Below are 17,086 nucleotides of genomic sequence, written 5' to 3' on the forward strand. Positions count from 1 at the left end.
CGTACAGCCGAGGGTAGAGCCGTCCGATACGTGGCAATAGCCAGTGAGCGCAGACCACTATCCGTTTTGTGCAGGGCCCTGGAACGGGCATGGGAACGGAAGGCTATGAGCCTCTTCGACAAATTGTCTTCTTTGCGATCACATTTGAACGCTAAGCTTGGGCCTATGGATGACTCAGATTATTTACGCCTGCTGACCATCGCGGCCGAGCAAGCCAACGCGTTTCTGTCCAATGCCCGCAAATGGGAGCGTGAGCGTTGGGTCTGCCAGCGCCTGCTGCAAGGCTTGAACATTCCCTATCGCGCCGATGAGTTCGCCCCCGCCGGGGAGCCGCCGGATGTGTTGTTTCGCGATGCCAGTTTCGAGGTGTTCTTCGTGCTCGACGAGGGCCGGCGCCTCAACGATGAATGGCGCGACGAGCTGCAACGCCGACGCAGCGCGTTCTCCCTGAGCCAACTGGTGCGCCGCGAGGCCAAGCCACGACGCATCCCCGCCAACGAGTTCTTGCTGCGATTGGCGCCGACCTTGCGCAAAAAAGCGCACAACTACAAAGAGCGCGGCATGGATCTGGGTGAGTTGGACATCATTGCCTTCGCCAGCCTCAAACGCGAAGTGCTGGACCTCAACAGCCATTTCCCGCCACCAACCGAATACCTGCGCCAGGGCTGGCGTTCGCTATCATTGGTTGGGCCGACTTTTGCCCGCGTGCTGTTCGCTCACCCGGATGCTCCGGACTTCTTGCGCAGCAACCTGGGGCGCAGCATTGTGTTCGACGTCGGGATCAGCCTGTGAGCCCGCTGCAGGAGCTGATCGCCGAGGTGCCGCAACAAGGTCGGGTACGCTGGATCGGCGTGCGCCCGCAATCACGTTCGGCGATGCTTGAACTCGATGCCGTGGAAGCGCGCCTGGAAGCCGGCCTGACCGGCGACCACGCCCGCCCGGGCGTGCGCAATGCACGGCAGGTAACGCTGATTCAGTGGGAGCACCTGGCGGTCATCAGTTCACTGATGGGGCGCGCACTCGATCATCCGGTCCGGCCTGAAGATCTGCGGCGCAACCTCGTTATCAGTGGCATCAATCTGTTCAGCCTCAAGGGCCGCCGCTTCCGGATCGGCCAGGCAACGTTCGAAACCACCGGCTGGTGCCAGCCCTGCGCGCGCCTGGAAAGCAACCTGGGCATCGGCACCTTTCAGGCCGTGCGCGGACATGGCGGAATCACTGCCCGGGTGTTACAAAGTGGCATCATTCGCCTGGACGACACCGTAAGCGTCGAACCCATTCCAGACAGCGGCTATGCTGCGTTCAACCCTGGGTAAAAACACTGTAGCTTCTACACATTCAGCAACGTCTACCCCTGACGAGGCCCGATATGACCAGCCGCCTGAACCCCGACGACCAAAAGCATGTCGAAGAGTACCTGCAGTTGTCCCAGCACCAAGTCGAGCGCCGGCCCTTCCGGCCGTGGATGCTCCTTGTACTGGTATTGGCAGTGACCATTGGTCTGGGCCTGTTGAGCCGACTTATCAGTTACCTGACGCTATGAGCTGCCTTGCGCTCGCGAAGGTACTGACACCGATTTCCTTTAGCCTTGCGAGTTATCCCCATGTCCCATCGTATTGTCATTGTCGGCGGCGGCGCCGGCGGTCTGGAGTTGGCTACCCGCCTGGGTAAGACTCTGGGCAAGCGCGGCACAGCCAGCGTGATGCTGGTCGACGCGAACCTGACCCACATCTGGAAACCCTTGTTGCACGAAGTGGCGGCCGGTTCCCTGAACTCCTCCGAAGATGAACTCAACTATGTTGCCCAGGCCAAATGGAACCACTTCGAGTTCCAACTGGGGCGCATGAGCGGGCTTGATCGTGCGCAGAAAAAAATCCAGCTGGCCGCCACTTATGACGAAGCCGGTGTGGAATTGGTACCCGCGCGTGAAGTGCCTTACGACTCGCTGGTGATTTCCGTCGGCAGCACCACCAATGATTTCGGCACTCAGGGTGCGGCGCAGCATTGCCTGTTCCTCGACACCCGCAAACAGGCCGAGCGCTTCCACCAGCAACTGCTCAATCACTATCTGCGCGCTCACGCCGGCCAGACCGACGCGATCGAGCAAATCAGCGTGGCCATCGTCGGCGCCGGTGCCACCGGGGTCGAACTGGCCGCCGAACTGCACAACGCCGCCCACGAATTGGCAGCCTATGGCCTGGACCGGATCAAACCGGAAAACATGCACATCACCCTGATCGAAGCCGGTCCACGGGTGCTGCCGGCACTGCCGGAGCGGATTGGCGGGCCTGTGCATAAAACCCTGGAGAAACTCGGGGTCAACGTCATGACCAATGCCGCTGTCAGCGAAGTGACGGCCGACAGCCTGATCACCGCCGACGGCAACGAAATCAAGGCCAGCCTGAAAGTCTGGGCCGCCGGGATTCGCGCACCGGGTTTCCTCAAGGACATCGATGGCCTGGAAACCAACCGCATCAACCAGCTGCAAGTGCTGCCGACCCTGCAAACCACCCGTGACGAGAACATCTTCGCCTTCGGTGACTGCGCCGCCTGTCCGCAACCGGGCAGCGACCGCAATGTGCCACCACGCGCCCAAGCCGCTCACCAACAGGCTTCGTTGCTGGCCAAATCGCTGAAACTGCGCATCGAAGGCAAGGCACTGCCGGAGTACAAGTACACCGACTACGGCTCGCTGATTTCGCTGTCGCGCTTTTCGGCTGTGGGTAACTTGATGGGCAACCTCACAGGCAGCGTGATGCTCGAAGGCTGGCTGGCGCGGATGTTCTACGTGTCGCTGTACCGCATGCACCAGATGGCGCTGTACGGGCCGTTCCGCACGGCGATGCTGATGCTGGGCAGCAAGATCGGACGTGGGACTGAGCCACGGCTGAAACTGCACTAACACCTCAACCACTGTGGGAGCGAGCTTGCTCGCTCCCACATTGGCTTTGCGGCGTTCCTGAGTTTCCTGTGGACAAAAAAAATCCCCGTATCTTTCGATACGAGGATTTTTAATATGGTCGGGGTAAGGGGATTCGAACTCCTGACATCCTGCTCCCAAAGCAGGCGCGCTACCGGACTGCGCTATACCCCGGTAAAAAAAAGGCACCCTTGAAGGCGCCTTCCTCGATCAGCGCTTTTGGCCTCTGATCTTAAGATTCGATTCCAGCGCTAACTGGTTTCAAAAATGGTGGGTCGTGTGGGATTCGAACCTACGACCAATTGGTTAAAAGCCAACTGCTCTACCAACTGAGCTAACGACCCAAAAATGGTCGGGGTAAGGGGATTCGAACTCCTGACATCCTGCTCCCAAAGCAGGCGCGCTACCGGACTGCGCTATACCCCGGTTTGAAATTGGCTCCGTGACCAGGACTCGAACCTGGGACCCAATGATTAACAGTCATTTGCTCTACCGACTGAGCTATCACGGAACTACACATTTCAATTTACAACTTTGAAGCTTTTACTGCGTTCTCTTCGACCCGTTCGCATCGCTGCGTTCGTGTGTCTGAGGCGCGCTATTCTACAATCTTCAGCACCTCTGTCAACCCCCTAAATTGCTTTCAAGTTAATGATTTGCAACTTATTTTGGATTCCTGCTTGGGGAGCGGAAACCCTGGCGGGTGACTTACTGCGGGGCGCACTTTACAAGCCTTTTCCTTTGAGTTCAACAGCCTAACGAAAAAAAGGCCTCGTTATGCGAGGCCTTTTCGATTTTGCTGCCGTTATGGATCAGACGAAGACGATTTCGTCGTTCTCCACCACACCGTGAGCGGTATCGCCCGGCATGAATCGACCGGACAGTATCAACTGCGCCAGCGGGTTCTCGATCCAGCGCTGGATGGCGCGCTTGAGCGGCCGTGCGCCGTACACCGGGTCGTAGCCGACCGCGATCAGCTTGTCCATGGCTTCCGGGCTGAGCTCAAGCTTCAGCTCGCGCTCGGTCAGGCGGCTGCGCAGGCGACCCAGCTGGATCTCGGTAATGCCGGCGATCTGATCCCGCGCCAACGGCTCGAAGATCACCACTTCGTCGACCCGGTTGATGAACTCCGGCCGGAAGTGGCTGGAAATCGCATCCATCACCGCCGCGCGCTGCGCCTCACGGTCACCGACCAGCTCCTGGATCTGTACCGACCCCAGGTTGGAGGTCATGACAATCACGGTGTTCTTGAAATCCACCGTGCGGCCATGGCTGTCGGTCAGACGACCATCCTCGAGCACTTGCAACAAGATGTTGAACACATCCGGGTGCGCCTTCTCGACTTCGTCCATGAGGATTACCGAATACGGTTTGCGACGTACGGCCTCGGTCAGGTAACCGCCCTCTTCGTAGCCCACGTAGCCTGGTGGCGCACCGATCAAGCGAGCCACGGAATGTTTCTCCATGAACTCGGACATGTCGATCCGCACCATCGCCTCTTCGGTGTCAAAGAGGAATTCGGCCAATGCCTTGCACAGCTCGGTTTTACCGACACCGGTCGGGCCGAGGAACATGAACGAGCCGCTTGGGCGATTAGGGTCGGACAACCCGGCACGGGAACGCCGTACCGCGTTGGAAACCGCCACCACCGCTTCGTCCTGACCGATCACACGCTGGTGCAACAGGCTTTCCATCTTCATAAGCTTGTCGCGCTCGCCTTCGAGCATCTTCGACACCGGAATACCGGTCCACTTCGACACGACTTCGGCGATCTCTTCTTCAGTCACCTTGCTGCGCAGCAACTGGTTTTCGGGCTTGCCATGCTGGTCGACCATTTGCAGGCTACGCTCCAGATCCGGGATCACCCCGTACTGCAACTCGGCCATGCGGTTCAGGTCGCCTTTGCGGCGAGCGGTTTCCAATTCCTGACGGGACTGCTCGATTTTCTGCTGGATCTGCGCAGAACCCTGGACTTCGGCTTTTTCCGAGTTCCAGATTTCTTCGAGATCCGAGTACTCACGCTCATGACGAGCGATTTCTTCCTGCAGTTTCTCCAGACGCTTCTTCGCCGCGTCGTCGCTTTCTTTCTTCAGCGCCTGGGACTCCACCTTCAGCTGAATCAGGCGACGCTCCAGACGGTCCAGCACTTCCGGCTTGGAGTCGATCTCCATGCGGATGCGACTGGCGGCCTCATCGATCAGGTCGATGGCCTTGTCCGGCAACTGCCGGTCAGTGATGTAGCGATGGCTGAGCTTGGCTGCGGCAATGATCGCGCCGTCGGTAATCGCCACCTTGTGGTGCACCTCATAACGCTCCTTGAGGCCACGCAGGATAGCGATGGTGTCTTCCTCACTCGGCTCGTCCACCAGTACTTTCTGGAAACGTCGCTCGAGAGCGGCGTCCTTCTCTATATATTGGCGGTACTCGTTGAGCGTGGTCGCACCGACACAGTGCAGCTCACCGCGGGCCAGGGCCGGCTTAAGCATGTTGCCCGCATCCATCGAGCCTTCGCCCTTACCGGCGCCGACCATGGTGTGCAGTTCGTCGATGAACAGGATGATCTGCCCTTCCTGCTTCGACAGTTCATTGAGCAGGGATTTCAGGCGTTCTTCGAACTCACCGCGATACTTGGCACCGGCGATCAGCGCCCCCATGTCCAGGGACAACAGGCGCTTGCCCTTCAAACCATCCGGCACTTCGCCGTTGATGATGCGCTGGGCCAGGCCTTCGGCGATCGCGGTTTTACCCACGCCAGGCTCACCGATCAGCACCGGGTTGTTCTTGGTGCGACGTTGCAGCACCTGGATGGTCCGACGGATTTCATCGTCACGGCCGATCACCGGATCAAGCTTGCCGTCTTCGGCTCGCTTGGTCAGGTCGACGGTGTATTTGTCCAGGGCCTGTCGCGCTTCTTCGTGGTTCGGGTCGTTGACGGCCTCGCCACCACGCAGGTTGTTGATCGCGTTCTCCAGGGCTTTCTTGCTCACGCCCTGACCGAGCAACAGCTTGCCGAGCTTGCTGTTCTCGTCCATGGCGGCGAGCAGCACCAGCTCACTGGAGATGAACTGGTCGCCCTTCTGCTGGGCCAGGCGGTCGGCCTGGTTGAGCAGGCGCGCCAGATCCTGCGACATGTTCACGTCGCCGGTCGGGTTCTGGATTTTTGGGAGCTGGTCGAGCTCTTTGGTCAGCTCTTTACGCAGGCTGTTGACGTCAAAGCCCACCGGCATCAACAGAGGCTTGATCGAGCCGCCCTGCTGTTCGAGCAAGGCCTGCATCAAGTGCGCCGGCTCGATGGCCGGATGATCAAGGCCGACAGCCAGGGATTGGGCATCGGACAACGCTAACTGCAATTTGCTGGTTAAACGGTCTATACGCATGGGTCACCTTCCTTTTGAGCAGGCCGGACCTATAAAACATCCTGAATGAAGAAACCTGCCAGATACCGTTATAGATGCGGTCGATTCTGGGAGTTTCAAGCATCAAGACATTGATGCAGATCAGAGAAGCTTAGCGGGCGAGCCAGATCAGGGAGGCAAAGCGACCGGTGCGAGGGGCACGGCGGTAGGAAAAGAAACGTGGGTCGGTCACGGTGCAGAAACCTCCACCGTAGACAGCGGTGACGCCACGAGCGGCCAGGCGCAGACGCGCCAGCCTATAGATGTCGGCCATGAACTTGCCGGGGTTTTGACTCGGCACGAAGGCTTCAGCCGCTTGCGGCAACTGCTGCACGAAGGTTTCGCGCACTTCCGGGCCGACTTCAAAGGCTTGCGGGCCGATGGCCGGGCCGAGCCAGACCAATACTTCGGCCGGTGGCACCGCCAGACTGTCGAGGGTGGCTTCCAGCACGCCCGCCGCCAACCCGCGCCAACCGGCATGGGCTGCAGCAACGCGGGTGCCGGCACGGTCGCAAAACAGCGCAGGCAGGCAATCGGCGGTCATCGCAGCACAGGCGACGCCCGGCGTTGATGTCCAGCTGGCATCAGCCGTATCCACCCGGTCAGGATCGGCATGGGCCACGACGATGCCGTGAACCTGCTGCAACCAGGCCGGTTGAATGGAGAAATGATCGGTAAGACGACGACGATTCTCGGCAACAGCTTCAGGGCTGTCGTCGACGTGATCGCCGAGGTTGAGGCTGTCGAACGGCGCCACACTGACGCCGCCCGCACGGGTGGTGACGCAGGCTTTGACCCCGGCCGGCGCGGGCCAGTCAGGAATCAGCCAGTCACTCATCCGATGAACGCCTCGCGGTCTTGCTTGAGCAGGGTCAGCAACCAGACGAAATCTTCCGGCAACGGCGATTCCCAGCTCATGCGCTGACCGGTGGTCGGATGATCCAGTTCCAGGAAACGCGCATGCAGCGCCTGACGCGGGAAATTTTTCAGCGACTCGACCATGGTCGGGTTGGCGGCCGGCGGGATACGGAAACGACCGCCGTAGGCAGGATCTCCGACCAACGGGTAGTTGATGTGCGCCATGTGCACGCGAATCTGGTGCGTACGACCGGTTTCCAGCTTCACCCGCACGTGAGTGTGGGAGCGGAAGCGCTCGAGCACGCGGTAATGGCTGACGGCTTGCTTGCCACCTTCCATCACGGCCATGCGCTGGCGTTGCTGGCCGTGGCGTCCGATCGGCGCATTGATCTTGCCACCGGCTGTCACCACTCCGATCACGATGCACTCGTAGATCCGGCTGACGCTGCGGCTCTGCAACTGTGTAACCAGCTGCGTCTGCGCTTGAATGGTCTTGGCCACCACCATCAGACCGGTGGTGTCCTTGTCCAGGCGATGCACGATACCGGCGCGGGGCACATTGATGATGTCCGGCACGTGGTGCAGCAAGGCGTTGAGCAAGGTGCCGTCGGCATGACCGGCAGCCGGGTGCACCACCAGGCCCGCAGGCTTGTTGATCACCAGGATGTCGTCGTCTTCATAGACGATATCCAGGGCTATGTCTTGAGCGACCCATTCGCCCTGAGCTTCCTGCTCGGCAGTCAGCTCAAGGATGGCGCCGCCGTGGACGATGTCTCGCGGGCGGATAACCGCCCCATCCACAGTCAGGCGGCCGTCTTTGATCCAGGCGGAAAGGCGCGAGCGCGAGTGCTCAGCGAATAATTGTGCGGCGACTTGATCGAGGCGTTGGCCGCCCAATTCGGACGGCACCTCTGCGCGAAGTTCAATTTTATCGGACATGCTCAGACTAGGCGTCGGCACAGCCTTTGGTTTCGGCTGCGCGCTTGTGGTTAAATACGGCGTCTTTTGCCCCGAGGCTATTCAACGGGGCGCTCATCATAACAGGACGGCCACGCCCAAGACAGCGGCCGTCATAGGGACGCAAGCCGCCATGCAAGTGAAACACCTGCTGCTGATCGCCATCCTCGCATTGACCGCTGCTTGCTCATCGAAGGAAGTCGTAGACGAAAACCTCAGTGAAGTCGAGCTGTACCAACAGGCTCAAGCCGACCTGGACAATAGCAGCTACACCAGCGCCATCGCCAAGCTGAAGGCTCTGGAATCGCGTTATCCGTTCGGTCGCTATGCCGATCAGGCGCAACTCGAACTCATCTACGCCAACTACAAGAACACCGAGCCAGAAGCGGCCAAGTCCGCTGCCGAACGCTTCATTCGCCTGCACCCACAGCATCCGAACGTCGATTATGCCTACTACCTCAAGGGCCTGACTTCTTTCGACCAGGACGTCGGCCTGCTGGCGCGTTTCCTGCCGCTGGACATGACCAAGCGTGACCCGGGCGCCGCCCGCGACTCCTATAACGAGTTCGCCCAGCTGACCAGCCGCTTCCCGAACAGCCGCTACGCGCCAGACGCCAAGCAGCGCATGATCTATCTGCGCAACCTGCTGGCAGCCTACGAAATTCACGTGGCCGACTACTACCTGACCCGTCAGGCTTATGTCGCCGCCGCGAACCGCGGTCGTTACGTGGTGGAAAACTTCCAGGAAACCCCTTCGGTCGGCGACGGCCTGGCGGTGATGACCGAGGCCTACCAGCGCATGCACCTGGACGAACTGGCTGCCACCAGCCTGGAAACCCTGAAGCTCAACTACCCGAACCACCCGACACTGGTAGACGGTCAGTTCGTACCGACCGTGGCCGAAGCCGACAACCGTTCGTGGCTGAGCAAGGCGACCCTGGGCCTGATCGAGTCCCGTCCGCCGCTGCCGCCGGGTGAAACCCGCGCCAACCAGGACGTACAGAAGCAATTCCAGGAAGCCAAGGACGCCATCCCGAGCGAGCTCAAGCCTAAAGATGCCGAAGGCGATGTGATCGAAGAAGAAAATCACGAAGCGCAAGGCAACAACGACGACCGTTCGTGGTTCAGCTACATGACCCTCGGTGTGTTCGACTGACACCCCAGGTTGTGCAAAAAGGGAGACTTTCGAGTCTCCCTTTTTATTTCAAGCACTTTATTACACTGTGCGCCTGCCAGGTCCTTGGCTAAACTGCCGCTTCATCAATCAAAAAGCAGCTCACCATGCTTCGTTTATTGTTCTGGATTGCCCTGATTGCCGCTGCAGTATGGTTCTGGCGCAAGTTCAAGGGGCAGGCCTCCACCCCCAAGCCCCCTGCCGAGCGGGAAGCGGCGCCCATGGTCCGTTGTGCCCATTGCGGCGTTCACCTGCCCCGTGACCGCGCGCTGAGCCTCGACCAGCAATGGTATTGCAGCCAGGCTCATCTCGAGCAAGGCAAGGGCTCCAGTGGTCACTGACACTTGAGCAGAAATGGCAACCGTTCAAGGACTATCGCGCGTCCCCAAGGAACTGAAAGGTGTTGATCGACGTCTGACGCAGATTATTCAAGACCTCTCTGTGCGAATGAACCGGGTAATCGAAAACGTCCTGCACCTACAGCGCCGCGTGCAAATCCCTCCGCTACGGCTCGACCTGAAATCACTGGAAATACTCGAAAATGAAGCCCCAGCCCGCCATACCAAGGGCCTGGGGCTTAATCTGTCCGGCCAGCCGGGCGAAAGCATTTTGTCCCGCCTAGACTTCAAGGTACGCCAGGAAAGCGGCTGCTTTTGCAGGACCTATGCACACGGACGAACCCCACATTGAACACCAGACCACGACAAAAAGTCCTGATCGTCGATGACGAACCGGACATTCGAGAACTCCTGGAAATCACCTTGGGCAGGATGAATCTGGAGACGTTCAACGCCCGCAACGTTGGCGAAGCGCAATCCCTGCTCAAACGCGAAACCTTCGATCTATGCCTGACCGACATGCAATTGCCGGACGGCACCGGCCTGGAGTTGGTGCAACACATCCAGCAACGCCACCCTCAGGTCCAGGTGGCGATGATCACCGCCTATGACAGCCTCGAAAACGCGATCAATGTACTCAAGGCCGGGGCCTTCGACTTCCTGACCAAACCGGTGGACCTTGCGCGCCTGCGTGAACTGGTCACCAACGCCCTGCTGGTTCCTGCCCACGGAGTCGGCATCGAACGACGCTTGCTGGGCGATTCATTGCCCATGCGCAACCTGCGCAAGCACATCACCAAACTGGCCAGCAGCCATGCGACGGTCTACATCAGCGGAGAGTCCGGCAGCGGCAAGGAGTTGGTCGCGCGCCTGATCCACGATCAAAGCCCCCGCGCCCATCAGCCGTTCATTGCGATCAACTGCGCGGCGATTCCCTCGGAGCTGTTGGAGAGCGAGTTTTTCGGCCATCGCAAAGGCAGTTTCAGCGGTGCCATCGAAGACAAACCCGGCCTGTTCCAGACAGCCCACAGTGGCACCCTGCTCCTTGACGAAGTGGCCGACCTGCCGCTGGCCATGCAAGTCAAACTGCTGCGCGCAATTCAGGAGAAATCCGTACGCAGCGTCGGCGGGCAGCAGGAAGTGGCTGTGGATGTGCGCATTCTCTGCGCCACGCACAAAGACCTTGGTGCCGAAGTCGCCGCCGGACGTTTTCGTCATGATCTTTACTACCGCTTGAACGTAATCGAACTCCGGGTGCCGCCCTTGCGTGAACGTCGCGACGATATCGAAATGCTAGCTAGCCACATTCTCAAGCGTCTGGCTGCCGATACCGCTCAACCTGCGGCGAGACTCCACCCCCAGGCCCTCGATGCACTGAAAAGCTATCGCTTCCCGGGCAATGTGCGGGAACTGGAAAACATGCTCGAACGGGCACACACCTTGTGTGAGAACAAACAGATCGAAGCCGGTGACCTGCGCTTGGCTGAAGGCAACTGTGGGGCTGAAGTTGGCGTGCCAGACCTGACCCGGATCGACAACCTGGAAGCCTACCTGGAAAACGTCGAACGCCAACTGCTGCTCCAGGCCCTGGAGGAAACCCGCTGGAACCGCACGGCGGCGGCCCAGCGGTTGAACCTGTCATTCAGGTCGATGCGCTACAGGCTCAAGAAGTTGGGATTGGATTGAGGCTTTAAAAAGATCGCAGCCTTCGGCAGCTCCTACATGAGAGCGTGCCTACTGTAGGAGCTGCCGCAGGCTGCGATCTTGTCAAAGTCTTCCGGCAGGCGCATAAGGCGCCGGATCGATAATCGGTGCCCGGCCCAGCATCACATCGGCAAACAGCTGGCATGATGCCGGCGCCAGCACCAGCCCGTTACGGTAATGCCCGCAGTTGAGCCAGAGCCCGTCAAACCCCGGCACCGGGCCGATGTAAGGAATGCCCTCGGGTGATCCCGGACGCAATCCGGCCCAATGCCCCACCACTTCGGCATTGGCCAGTGCCGGGATCAATTCCACCGCGGACGCCTTCAGGCTTTCCAGTGCCGACCCGGTCGGCGTCTTGTCATAGCCCTCATGCTCCAACGTACTGCCGATCAGTATGTGCCCGTCGCGCCGGGGAATCGCATAACGGCCCTTGGCCAGGACCATGCTCGGCAGGAAATCCGCCGCACACTTGTAGAGAATCATCTGCCCTTTCACCGGCTCGACCGGCAGCGTCAGATCAAGCAGCTTGAGCAAATCACCGCTCCAGGCCCCCGCCGTCAGGACAACTTGATCGCCCGGGACAGTACCTGTGGAGGTCTGCACGCCGACCACTTTGTTGCCGTCACGAACAAACCCGCTGACTTCGCACTGCTCATGGATCGTCACGTTCGGCAGTGCCAGCAATGCGGCCTTGAGTGACTTCACCAGACGCGGGTTGCGCACGTTGGCGACGTCGGCCATGTAGATCGCCCGGGCAAAACCACTGCCCAGCACCGGCACGGCGTCGTGTGCGGCCGATATATCCACCGCGCTGAGCGGGCGATTTTCCCGGGCGGCCCATGCCAGGGCTTCAGCCTCGTCATCCAGATCCAGCCAGTACAGACCGGTGGTGTGCACTTCAGGATCAACCCCAGTGGCGGCAAACAAGCGCTCGCCCAGCTGTGGATAAAAGTCCTGGGACCAGTGAGCCAATGCGGTGACCGCCGGGCTGTAGCGCCACGGGTAAAGCGGCGAAACGATGCCGCCACCGGCCCAGGACGATTCCTGGCCGACGCTCGAGCGATCCAGCAGCACAACGCTTTGCACTTCGGAGGCGAGATTGAACGCCGTCAGCAAACCAATCACCCCGCCGCCGACAATCACCACTTGCTGTTGCCTGGTCATGTTCTGATCCAATCGTTAAATAGACAGAGGGTACAAAAGGCACCCGAAAAAAACTCAGCGCCCCCAGCAGTCTTTGCTGGTCAGGCCGGATTCCGCGTTGACCATACCGAGCACACCGGTGTTGGTGATGGTCAGATCACCGCACTTGTCAGTGGCCATGCTCGAATCAGCCTTGCGCACCGCCGTCAGCAGAAAGGTCTGGTCGGTCAGGGTCGGTGTGATGCTGTAGTAATCATTGCCGGCACTGAGGCCCGTCGCATCGGTGTAGGCATTTTTCTGCGAGTAGAAGCGCTCCAGGAGTTGCGCCTGCTCCGAGAGCAGACCGGCTGCTTCTGCGCGACGGCCCTTGTTCATGTATTCGGTGAGACTCGGGGCAGCAATGGTCATGACAATACCGATGATCGCAATCACGATCATGATTTCGATCAGGGTAAAACCGCGGTTGGAACTACGCATGCATCAACTCTCACTCACTGTATTTGTCGCCACATGATGCGACGGCTGCCGCCGGATTTTTCCATCCCCGCAGTACCGTCGCCAGTGGAATCGTTCACGACCCCGCCGCTGTCGCTGGCGTCCCGGGTCGAATGTTCTCCGATAAAGATCACGCCATCGGATAGTGTGTCGCTGTTGTCGACCACTCCATCGGCGTTGCTGTCGAGCATCTTAACGCTGATCGCAGCGGGCAGCTTCAGGCAGACGGCCTTCAACCCCTGATTGCTGTGATAAAAACCGTACCAGTTGCCATTGGCCAGACAGGTTGGCCGGTTCAGCGCTGGCGAATCCACTGATGTGGCAGCGTGCGCCGACATCGACAGGTCAAGCGCGACGACAACAAATAGTTGCGACCATAACCTGGCAGGTCGCTCAGTACTTCGCATAGATGCTCTCCACCACACTGCGCGAGTGCCCCGCGATGCCGACTGCCGTTACCCGATACAAGGTTGCCGGGGTATTGATTGGCACATTCACCGCATTTTGGCTGATACCGATGTTTTGCACGCCATAAAAACCCTTGTCCGATGCAATCCAGGTCACGCCGGAAGAGGCGTTGAAACCGGCAGCGGTAATTGTCGAAGACTCGGACGGTGGTGCACATTGCACGATGCCGCTGCAAACAGGCAGCGCATAACTGTCCCGCTGCACCGTACCCTCGCCGACCCGCAATGCGGCTTCGGCACTCTGGAACGACTGGTTGCGCAAGGCGACGCTAGCGGCCATTTTTTCCTGCAGGGTGGCGCTCTGCATCGATGAAAGACCAATCAACGTCAGCAAGAGCAAGAACACCAGGCTGACCAACAGGGCCATGCCGCGTTGGGCGAAATACGTCTTGGGAGCACGATTCATTGGCACTCCCTCATGGCAAGCGGTTGCGCAGGGCGGCAACCACGTTGAAGGTTTGATCGGCCACCCGGTGGTTCGGATCGAAGAGAGTCAGGCTCAGGCGAACACTACGAATCAGCGCGGGGTCCGGCGGGTTGCTGCTGTAACGCGAAGCTGCCAGATCAGTGGCCGTGCTGGCCAGGCCGAAGCTCACGTCAAAAGCGCTGACGTTATCCACCAGCACCTGTGGTGCTGCAGCCCCGCTCTTCATCAGCAGTTGGTCGTTGCTGTAGCTATAAGTCAGCCGCCGGATCGGAAATGCCAGCTGCCCTGCCACTGGCTTCCGACCTTCACTGTAGGCCGTCGAATGGGTTCGACAATCGGAAAGTACGGTCCAGTCCGGCTTGTCACCATTAACGCCGACATCCGCCGTAACCAGCGTCAACTTACGGCCGCCGCTGTCCCAACGGATCGGTGCTAGCTGACTGGCATGGAAATCACCTTTCTGACTTGAATCGGTGATCGTTTCCAGACAACCGAACATCCCGACCATGCGGACTTCCTGAATCATTTTGCTCAACACAAAACGTGCGTCCTCCTGCATGTTCGCGGCCGCGTTCTGGCTGAGATAAGTGTTCTTGGCTGCGATGAAAACCTGCACCACGCCCAGCACCACGATCAGGCTCAATGCCAGGGCGATCAGCAACTCGACCAGGCTAAAACCCCTGCTGCGCCGACTCACGGGATCACCGTCGGATCAATGTCCGCGCGACTGCTCAGGACGAAATTGCGCCGCGAGTCGGCAGCCTTCGCAGCCCGCGAGTCGTCCCAGGTAATCGTGATGGTGTACACCTTCTGGCTGACAGTGACACTGCCCGTCGCGGAGGCACCGAGTGAACTGACGATGTTGGTGTTGAAGTCAAACAGGTCCTGATCCCGGGTAACGTCGGGGTTGCCCGAAGTCGGCGGCGCAATGGTGTAATCCGCTGCGGCATTGGCGCGAATGCGGTCCATCAGGTCGTAGGCGATAAAACTGGCCTGACTGGTCATGCGCGCGCTGTCCGTGTACTTCAGCGCATTGAGCTGAAACGCCGCCGCCCCCAGCAAGCCCACTCCCAGAATGACTAACGCCACCAGGACTTCGACCAGCGTCATACCCTCCTGCGCTCTTTGCCTCCCGGCCCTCATCCGCAACTTCCACCCATTAGAATTCGTCCGTTCAAACACACCGTCAGCGTCCTGCTTTGTGTGCCCCGCCCATAGCTGATCACCACCTCTGAGGACGGTGATGACAATCCGCCCATACTGTTGAAATCGATGGCAGTGATGCCAGAGGTTAGCGCCAGAGTTGCGCCGCCGCTCATCGCCGGAACAACCCGCAATACATTGGCCAAAGCGCCAGTACCGTCGTAAATCGTCAGCTCCCCGCTCCAGACATCCCCGCCGGCCGTCGGGCGCACCCGTGTGGTATTGCCCCGATCGATGGCTTCTAACCGGGCAAAATTCAAGGCTCGTCGCAGGTCAGCGATTTCAGTATCAGCCCTGGTTGTTTGCGTCGAGCGGGTAAACGCCGGCACAGCCAGAGTCAGCAGAATCAGAAGGATCGCGATCGCGACCAGCAACTCGATCAGCGTGAAACCTTTTGTAGGATGATCCATCGGGGCCTTCTGTTTCCTTCGGCTATACCTGCTCTTGCGCGGCACCACATTCGAGCGATGCGGTGCGTTTGCGTTGCCATTTCTCGCGCAGGGATTGCGCGAGCCACAGCACGCCACGGAGGGAGATGTCATGCGGCAACAAGGCTTCAGCCTGATCGAACTGCTCATGGGACTGGCAATTACAGGAATTGTTCTGCATTTGGTCAGTCCGGCGTTCGCAACGCTGATCGAATCGAACCAAAGACAGCAAGCGGCACAGGCTCTGTCCAGCGGTATTCGTACCGCCCGGAGCGAAGCCATCACCCGCAACCAGGCCGTGGTGATTCACGGCATCAATGGCGACTGGGGCCAAGGCTGGCGGATCATTCTGGATATCAGCGGCAAAGGGGAAATGGACAGCGACAATCCACTACTGACCGAACGCCAGAGCGGCCCACGCGTGTCGATTGTGGGGAACAGTACGGTCGAAAGCTCCATACGGTTCAGAGGTCAGGGCGAGTCACTGTTAGGAGGGACTTTACACATTTGCGCCGTTCGCGAACCGGTGAGCCAACATCAAGTGGTGCTGGCTCGGACCGGTCGCGTCAGCCTGCGCAGCGACAAGGCTGAGCATCCGTTATGCGAAAAAAGGAGAACATTCAGGTCAACGAGCGAACGCGCAGTTCTTTAGGCATCGAGAACGTGATGTTTTCCTCGCGACCGGCCAGTTCATCGGCACCGGTTGCACCCCAGGCCTGCAACTGCTGGATCACGCCGCGCACCAGGACTTCCGGGGCGGATGCACCGGCGGTGATACCGATACGCTCAACGCCGTCGAACCAGCTCTTTTGCAGGTCTTCAGCACCGTCGATCAGGTAGGCAGGAGTGGACATGCGTTCTGCCAATTCGCGCAAGCGATTGGAGTTGGAGCTGTTCGGGCTGCCGACCACCAGCACCACGTCGCACTCGTCCGCCAGTTGCTTGACCGCATCCTGACGGTTTTGCGTGGCGTAGCAAATGTCGTCCTTGCGCGGTCCACCGATGGCCGGAAAGCGCGAACGCAGGGCGTCGATAACACGACTGGTATCGTCCATCGACAGCGTGGTCTGGGTCACGAAGGCGAGCTTTTCAGGGTTGTTCACCTGCAACGCCGCGACATCCTTCTCGTCTTCGACCAGGTAGATCGCGCCGCCATTGCCGCCATCGTACTGGCCCATGGTGCCTTCGACTTCCGGGTGACCGGCGTGGCCGATCAGAATGCACTCTCGGCCGTCACGGCTGTAGCGCGCCACTTCGATGTGGACTTTGGTCACCAGCGGGCACGTGGCGTCGAACACTTTCAGCCCACGACCAGCCGCTTCGCTGCGCACGGCCTGGGAAACGCCGTGGGCACTGAAGATCACGATGACGTCGTCCGGCACCTGATCCAGTTCTTCAACGAAGATCGCTCCACGGGAGCGCAGGTCTTCGACGACAAATTTGTTGTGGACCACTTCGTGGCGTACATAGATCGGCGGCCCGAAGACTTCCAGGGCGCGGTTGACGATTTCGATCGCACGGTCCACACCGGCGCAGAAGCCACGGGGGTTGGCGAGTTTGATTTGCATGCTGTGCCT

19 protein-coding genes, 4 tRNA genes and 1 pseudogene are annotated in these 17,086 nt (G+C 59.6%); 9 read left to right on the top strand and 15 right to left on the bottom strand.

Annotated elements, in window-relative coordinates; all coding sequences use genetic code 11:
* Positions 1 to 165: 165 nt before the first annotated feature.
* The 4 genes from ASD95_RS26845 to ASD95_RS26860 are packed head-to-tail and all read left to right on the top strand — an operon-like array spanning position 166 to position 2,902.
* Positions 166 to 792: a DUF1780 domain-containing protein gene (locus tag ASD95_RS26845; RefSeq protein WP_007970534.1), complete on the top strand. Its 627-nt coding sequence runs from the start codon at positions 166 to 168 to the stop codon at positions 790 to 792.
* Entirely contained in the window at positions 789 to 1,316 is a 528-nt protein-coding gene (locus ASD95_RS26850; protein ID WP_056728668.1) for an MOSC domain-containing protein, read from the top strand. Before ASD95_RS26845 ends, ASD95_RS26850 begins: the two co-directional genes overlap by 4 nt.
* A 53-nt stretch (positions 1,317 to 1,369) precedes the next feature.
* A complete protein-coding gene (locus ASD95_RS26855) occupies positions 1,370 to 1,543 on the top strand; it encodes a DUF3094 domain-containing protein (protein ID WP_007970531.1) in 174 nt (57 codons plus the stop codon).
* Between the two features lie 60 nt (positions 1,544 to 1,603).
* Positions 1,604 to 2,902 carry an NAD(P)/FAD-dependent oxidoreductase gene (locus ASD95_RS26860; protein WP_056728670.1) on the top strand — a complete coding sequence of 433 codons (1,299 nt, stop codon included), beginning with the start codon at positions 1,604 to 1,606 and terminating at the stop codon, positions 2,900 to 2,902.
* Between the two features lie 115 nt (positions 2,903 to 3,017).
* Here ASD95_RS26860 and ASD95_RS26865 read toward each other — a convergent pair.
* The 7 genes from ASD95_RS26865 to rluD form a co-directional block, all read right to left on the bottom strand.
* Positions 3,018 to 3,094: transfer RNA gene (locus tag ASD95_RS26865), tRNA-Pro, on the bottom strand.
* Between the two features lie 94 nt (positions 3,095 to 3,188).
* A tRNA-Lys gene (locus tag ASD95_RS26870) sits at positions 3,189 to 3,264 on the bottom strand.
* Between the two features lie 5 nt (positions 3,265 to 3,269).
* A tRNA-Pro gene (locus ASD95_RS26875) sits at positions 3,270 to 3,346 on the bottom strand.
* A gap of 9 nt (positions 3,347 to 3,355) precedes the next feature.
* Positions 3,356 to 3,431 (bottom strand) — tRNA-Asn (locus ASD95_RS26880).
* Between the two features lie 301 nt (positions 3,432 to 3,732).
* A complete protein-coding gene (gene clpB / locus ASD95_RS26885; RefSeq protein WP_056728671.1) occupies positions 3,733 to 6,297 on the bottom strand; it encodes an ATP-dependent chaperone ClpB in 2,565 nt (854 codons plus the stop codon).
* A gap of 130 nt (positions 6,298 to 6,427) precedes the next feature.
* Complete coding sequence (gene pgeF, locus ASD95_RS26890) at positions 6,428 to 7,153, bottom strand: peptidoglycan editing factor PgeF (RefSeq protein ID WP_056728673.1); 726 nt, start codon at positions 7,151 to 7,153, stop codon at positions 6,428 to 6,430.
* Entirely contained in the window at positions 7,150 to 8,112 is a 963-nt protein-coding gene (gene rluD / locus ASD95_RS26895) for a 23S rRNA pseudouridine(1911/1915/1917) synthase RluD (protein ID WP_008052092.1), read from the bottom strand. The genes pgeF and rluD overlap by 4 nt, the downstream gene beginning before the upstream one ends.
* Before the next feature lie 151 nt (positions 8,113 to 8,263).
* Between rluD and ASD95_RS26900 the strand changes: the two genes are divergently transcribed.
* The 4 genes and pseudogenes from ASD95_RS26900 (at position 8,264) to ASD95_RS26915 (ending at position 11,328) form a co-directional block, all read left to right on the top strand.
* Complete coding sequence (locus tag ASD95_RS26900; RefSeq protein WP_056728675.1) at positions 8,264 to 9,286, top strand: outer membrane protein assembly factor BamD; 1,023 nt, start codon at positions 8,264 to 8,266, stop codon at positions 9,284 to 9,286.
* Between the two features lie 125 nt (positions 9,287 to 9,411).
* Positions 9,412 to 9,645 carry a PP0621 family protein gene (locus ASD95_RS26905; RefSeq protein ID WP_056728677.1) on the top strand — a complete coding sequence of 78 codons (234 nt, stop codon included), beginning with the start codon at positions 9,412 to 9,414 and terminating at the stop codon, positions 9,643 to 9,645.
* A gap of 46 nt (positions 9,646 to 9,691) precedes the next feature.
* A pseudogene (locus ASD95_RS26910) lies at positions 9,692 to 9,994 on the top strand (hypothetical protein); the annotation flags it as partial.
* A complete protein-coding gene (locus tag ASD95_RS26915; RefSeq protein WP_056728679.1) occupies positions 9,991 to 11,328 on the top strand; it encodes a sigma-54-dependent transcriptional regulator in 1,338 nt (445 codons plus the stop codon). The pseudogene ASD95_RS26910 and the gene ASD95_RS26915, both read left to right, overlap by 4 nt.
* Positions 11,329 to 11,409: 81 nt before the next feature.
* Here the strand turns inward: ASD95_RS26915 and thiO are convergent, their stop codons facing one another.
* From thiO to ASD95_RS26950, 7 genes are read right to left on the bottom strand one after another with little or no spacing between them, the layout of a single operon-like run.
* Positions 11,410 to 12,510 carry a glycine oxidase ThiO gene (thiO, locus tag ASD95_RS26920; protein ID WP_056728681.1) on the bottom strand — a complete coding sequence of 367 codons (1,101 nt, stop codon included), beginning with the start codon at positions 12,508 to 12,510 and terminating at the stop codon, positions 11,410 to 11,412.
* A gap of 54 nt (positions 12,511 to 12,564) precedes the next feature.
* Positions 12,565 to 12,966 carry a type IV pilin protein gene (locus tag ASD95_RS26925; protein ID WP_056728683.1) on the bottom strand — a complete coding sequence of 134 codons (402 nt, stop codon included), beginning with the start codon at positions 12,964 to 12,966 and terminating at the stop codon, positions 12,565 to 12,567.
* Positions 12,967 to 12,980: 14 nt separating this feature from the next.
* Entirely contained in the window at positions 12,981 to 13,391 is a 411-nt protein-coding gene (locus tag ASD95_RS26930) for a hypothetical protein (RefSeq protein ID WP_056728685.1), read from the bottom strand.
* Positions 13,378 to 13,857: a pilus assembly PilX family protein gene (locus ASD95_RS26935; protein ID WP_056728687.1), complete on the bottom strand. Its 480-nt coding sequence runs from the start codon at positions 13,855 to 13,857 to the stop codon at positions 13,378 to 13,380. The genes ASD95_RS26930 and ASD95_RS26935 overlap by 14 nt, the downstream gene beginning before the upstream one ends.
* Before the next feature lie 10 nt (positions 13,858 to 13,867).
* The gene (locus ASD95_RS26940) at positions 13,868 to 14,575 is read right to left on the bottom strand and encodes a PilW family protein (RefSeq protein ID WP_056728689.1); all 708 of its coding nucleotides are present in this window, start codon (positions 14,573 to 14,575) and stop codon (positions 13,868 to 13,870) included.
* Entirely contained in the window at positions 14,572 to 15,021 is a 450-nt protein-coding gene (gene pilV, locus ASD95_RS26945) for a type IV pilus modification protein PilV (protein ID WP_056728691.1), read from the bottom strand. Before pilV ends, ASD95_RS26940 begins: the two co-directional genes overlap by 4 nt.
* On the bottom strand, positions 15,018 to 15,491 hold the full coding sequence (locus ASD95_RS26950) for a GspH/FimT family pseudopilin (protein ID WP_056728693.1): 474 nt from the start codon (positions 15,489 to 15,491) through the stop codon (positions 15,018 to 15,020). Before ASD95_RS26950 ends, pilV begins: the two co-directional genes overlap by 4 nt.
* Positions 15,492 to 15,621: 130 nt before the next feature.
* Here ASD95_RS26950 and ASD95_RS26955 point away from each other — a divergent pair, with 130 nt between their 5' ends.
* The gene (locus ASD95_RS26955; protein WP_056728695.1) at positions 15,622 to 16,161 is read left to right on the top strand and encodes a GspH/FimT family pseudopilin; all 540 of its coding nucleotides are present in this window, start codon (positions 15,622 to 15,624) and stop codon (positions 16,159 to 16,161) included.
* On the opposite strand, the gene ispH is transcribed toward ASD95_RS26955, so the two are convergent.
* Positions 16,130 to 17,077, bottom strand: coding sequence for a 4-hydroxy-3-methylbut-2-enyl diphosphate reductase (gene ispH, locus ASD95_RS26960; RefSeq protein ID WP_056728697.1), 948 nt, complete (start codon positions 17,075 to 17,077; stop codon positions 16,130 to 16,132). The two genes, ASD95_RS26955 and ispH, sit on opposite strands and share 32 nt — an antisense overlap.
* Between the last annotated feature and the right edge of the window lie 9 nt (positions 17,078 to 17,086).

The sequence above is a fragment of the Pseudomonas sp. Root71 genome (assembly GCF_001429045.1).
In the GTDB taxonomy this organism is placed as follows: Bacteria; Pseudomonadota; Gammaproteobacteria; order Pseudomonadales; family Pseudomonadaceae; genus Aquipseudomonas; species Aquipseudomonas monachiensis.

Coding starts and splice junctions, on each gene's coding strand:
- ASD95_RS26845 (WP_007970534.1), top strand. CDS start 166: ATGGATGACTCAGATTATTTACGCCTGCTGACCATCGCGGCCGAGCAA.
- ASD95_RS26905 (WP_056728677.1), top strand. CDS start 9,412: ATGCTTCGTTTATTGTTCTGGATTGCCCTGATTGCCGCTGCAGTATGG.
- thiO (WP_056728681.1), bottom strand. CDS start 12,510: ATGACCAGGCAACAGCAAGTGGTGATTGTCGGCGGCGGGGTGATTGGT.
- ASD95_RS26950 (WP_056728693.1), bottom strand. CDS start 15,491: ATGGATCATCCTACAAAAGGTTTCACGCTGATCGAGTTGCTGGTCGCG.
- pilV (WP_056728691.1), bottom strand. CDS start 15,021: ATGAGGGCCGGGAGGCAAAGAGCGCAGGAGGGTATGACGCTGGTCGAA.
- ASD95_RS26935 (WP_056728687.1), bottom strand. CDS start 13,857: ATGAATCGTGCTCCCAAGACGTATTTCGCCCAACGCGGCATGGCCCTG.
- ASD95_RS26930 (WP_056728685.1), bottom strand. CDS start 13,391: ATGCGAAGTACTGAGCGACCTGCCAGGTTATGGTCGCAACTATTTGTT.
- clpB (WP_056728671.1), bottom strand. CDS start 6,297: ATGCGTATAGACCGTTTAACCAGCAAATTGCAGTTAGCGTTGTCCGAT.
- ASD95_RS26900 (WP_056728675.1), top strand. CDS start 8,264: ATGCAAGTGAAACACCTGCTGCTGATCGCCATCCTCGCATTGACCGCT.
- ASD95_RS26860 (WP_056728670.1), top strand. CDS start 1,604: ATGTCCCATCGTATTGTCATTGTCGGCGGCGGCGCCGGCGGTCTGGAG.
- ASD95_RS26955 (WP_056728695.1), top strand. CDS start 15,622: ATGCGGCAACAAGGCTTCAGCCTGATCGAACTGCTCATGGGACTGGCA.
- pgeF (WP_056728673.1), bottom strand. CDS start 7,153: ATGAGTGACTGGCTGATTCCTGACTGGCCCGCGCCGGCCGGGGTCAAA.
- ASD95_RS26925 (WP_056728683.1), bottom strand. CDS start 12,966: ATGCGTAGTTCCAACCGCGGTTTTACCCTGATCGAAATCATGATCGTG.
- rluD (WP_008052092.1), bottom strand. CDS start 8,112: ATGTCCGATAAAATTGAACTTCGCGCAGAGGTGCCGTCCGAATTGGGC.
- ispH (WP_056728697.1), bottom strand. CDS start 17,077: ATGCAAATCAAACTCGCCAACCCCCGTGGCTTCTGCGCCGGTGTGGAC.
- ASD95_RS26855 (WP_007970531.1), top strand. CDS start 1,370: ATGACCAGCCGCCTGAACCCCGACGACCAAAAGCATGTCGAAGAGTAC.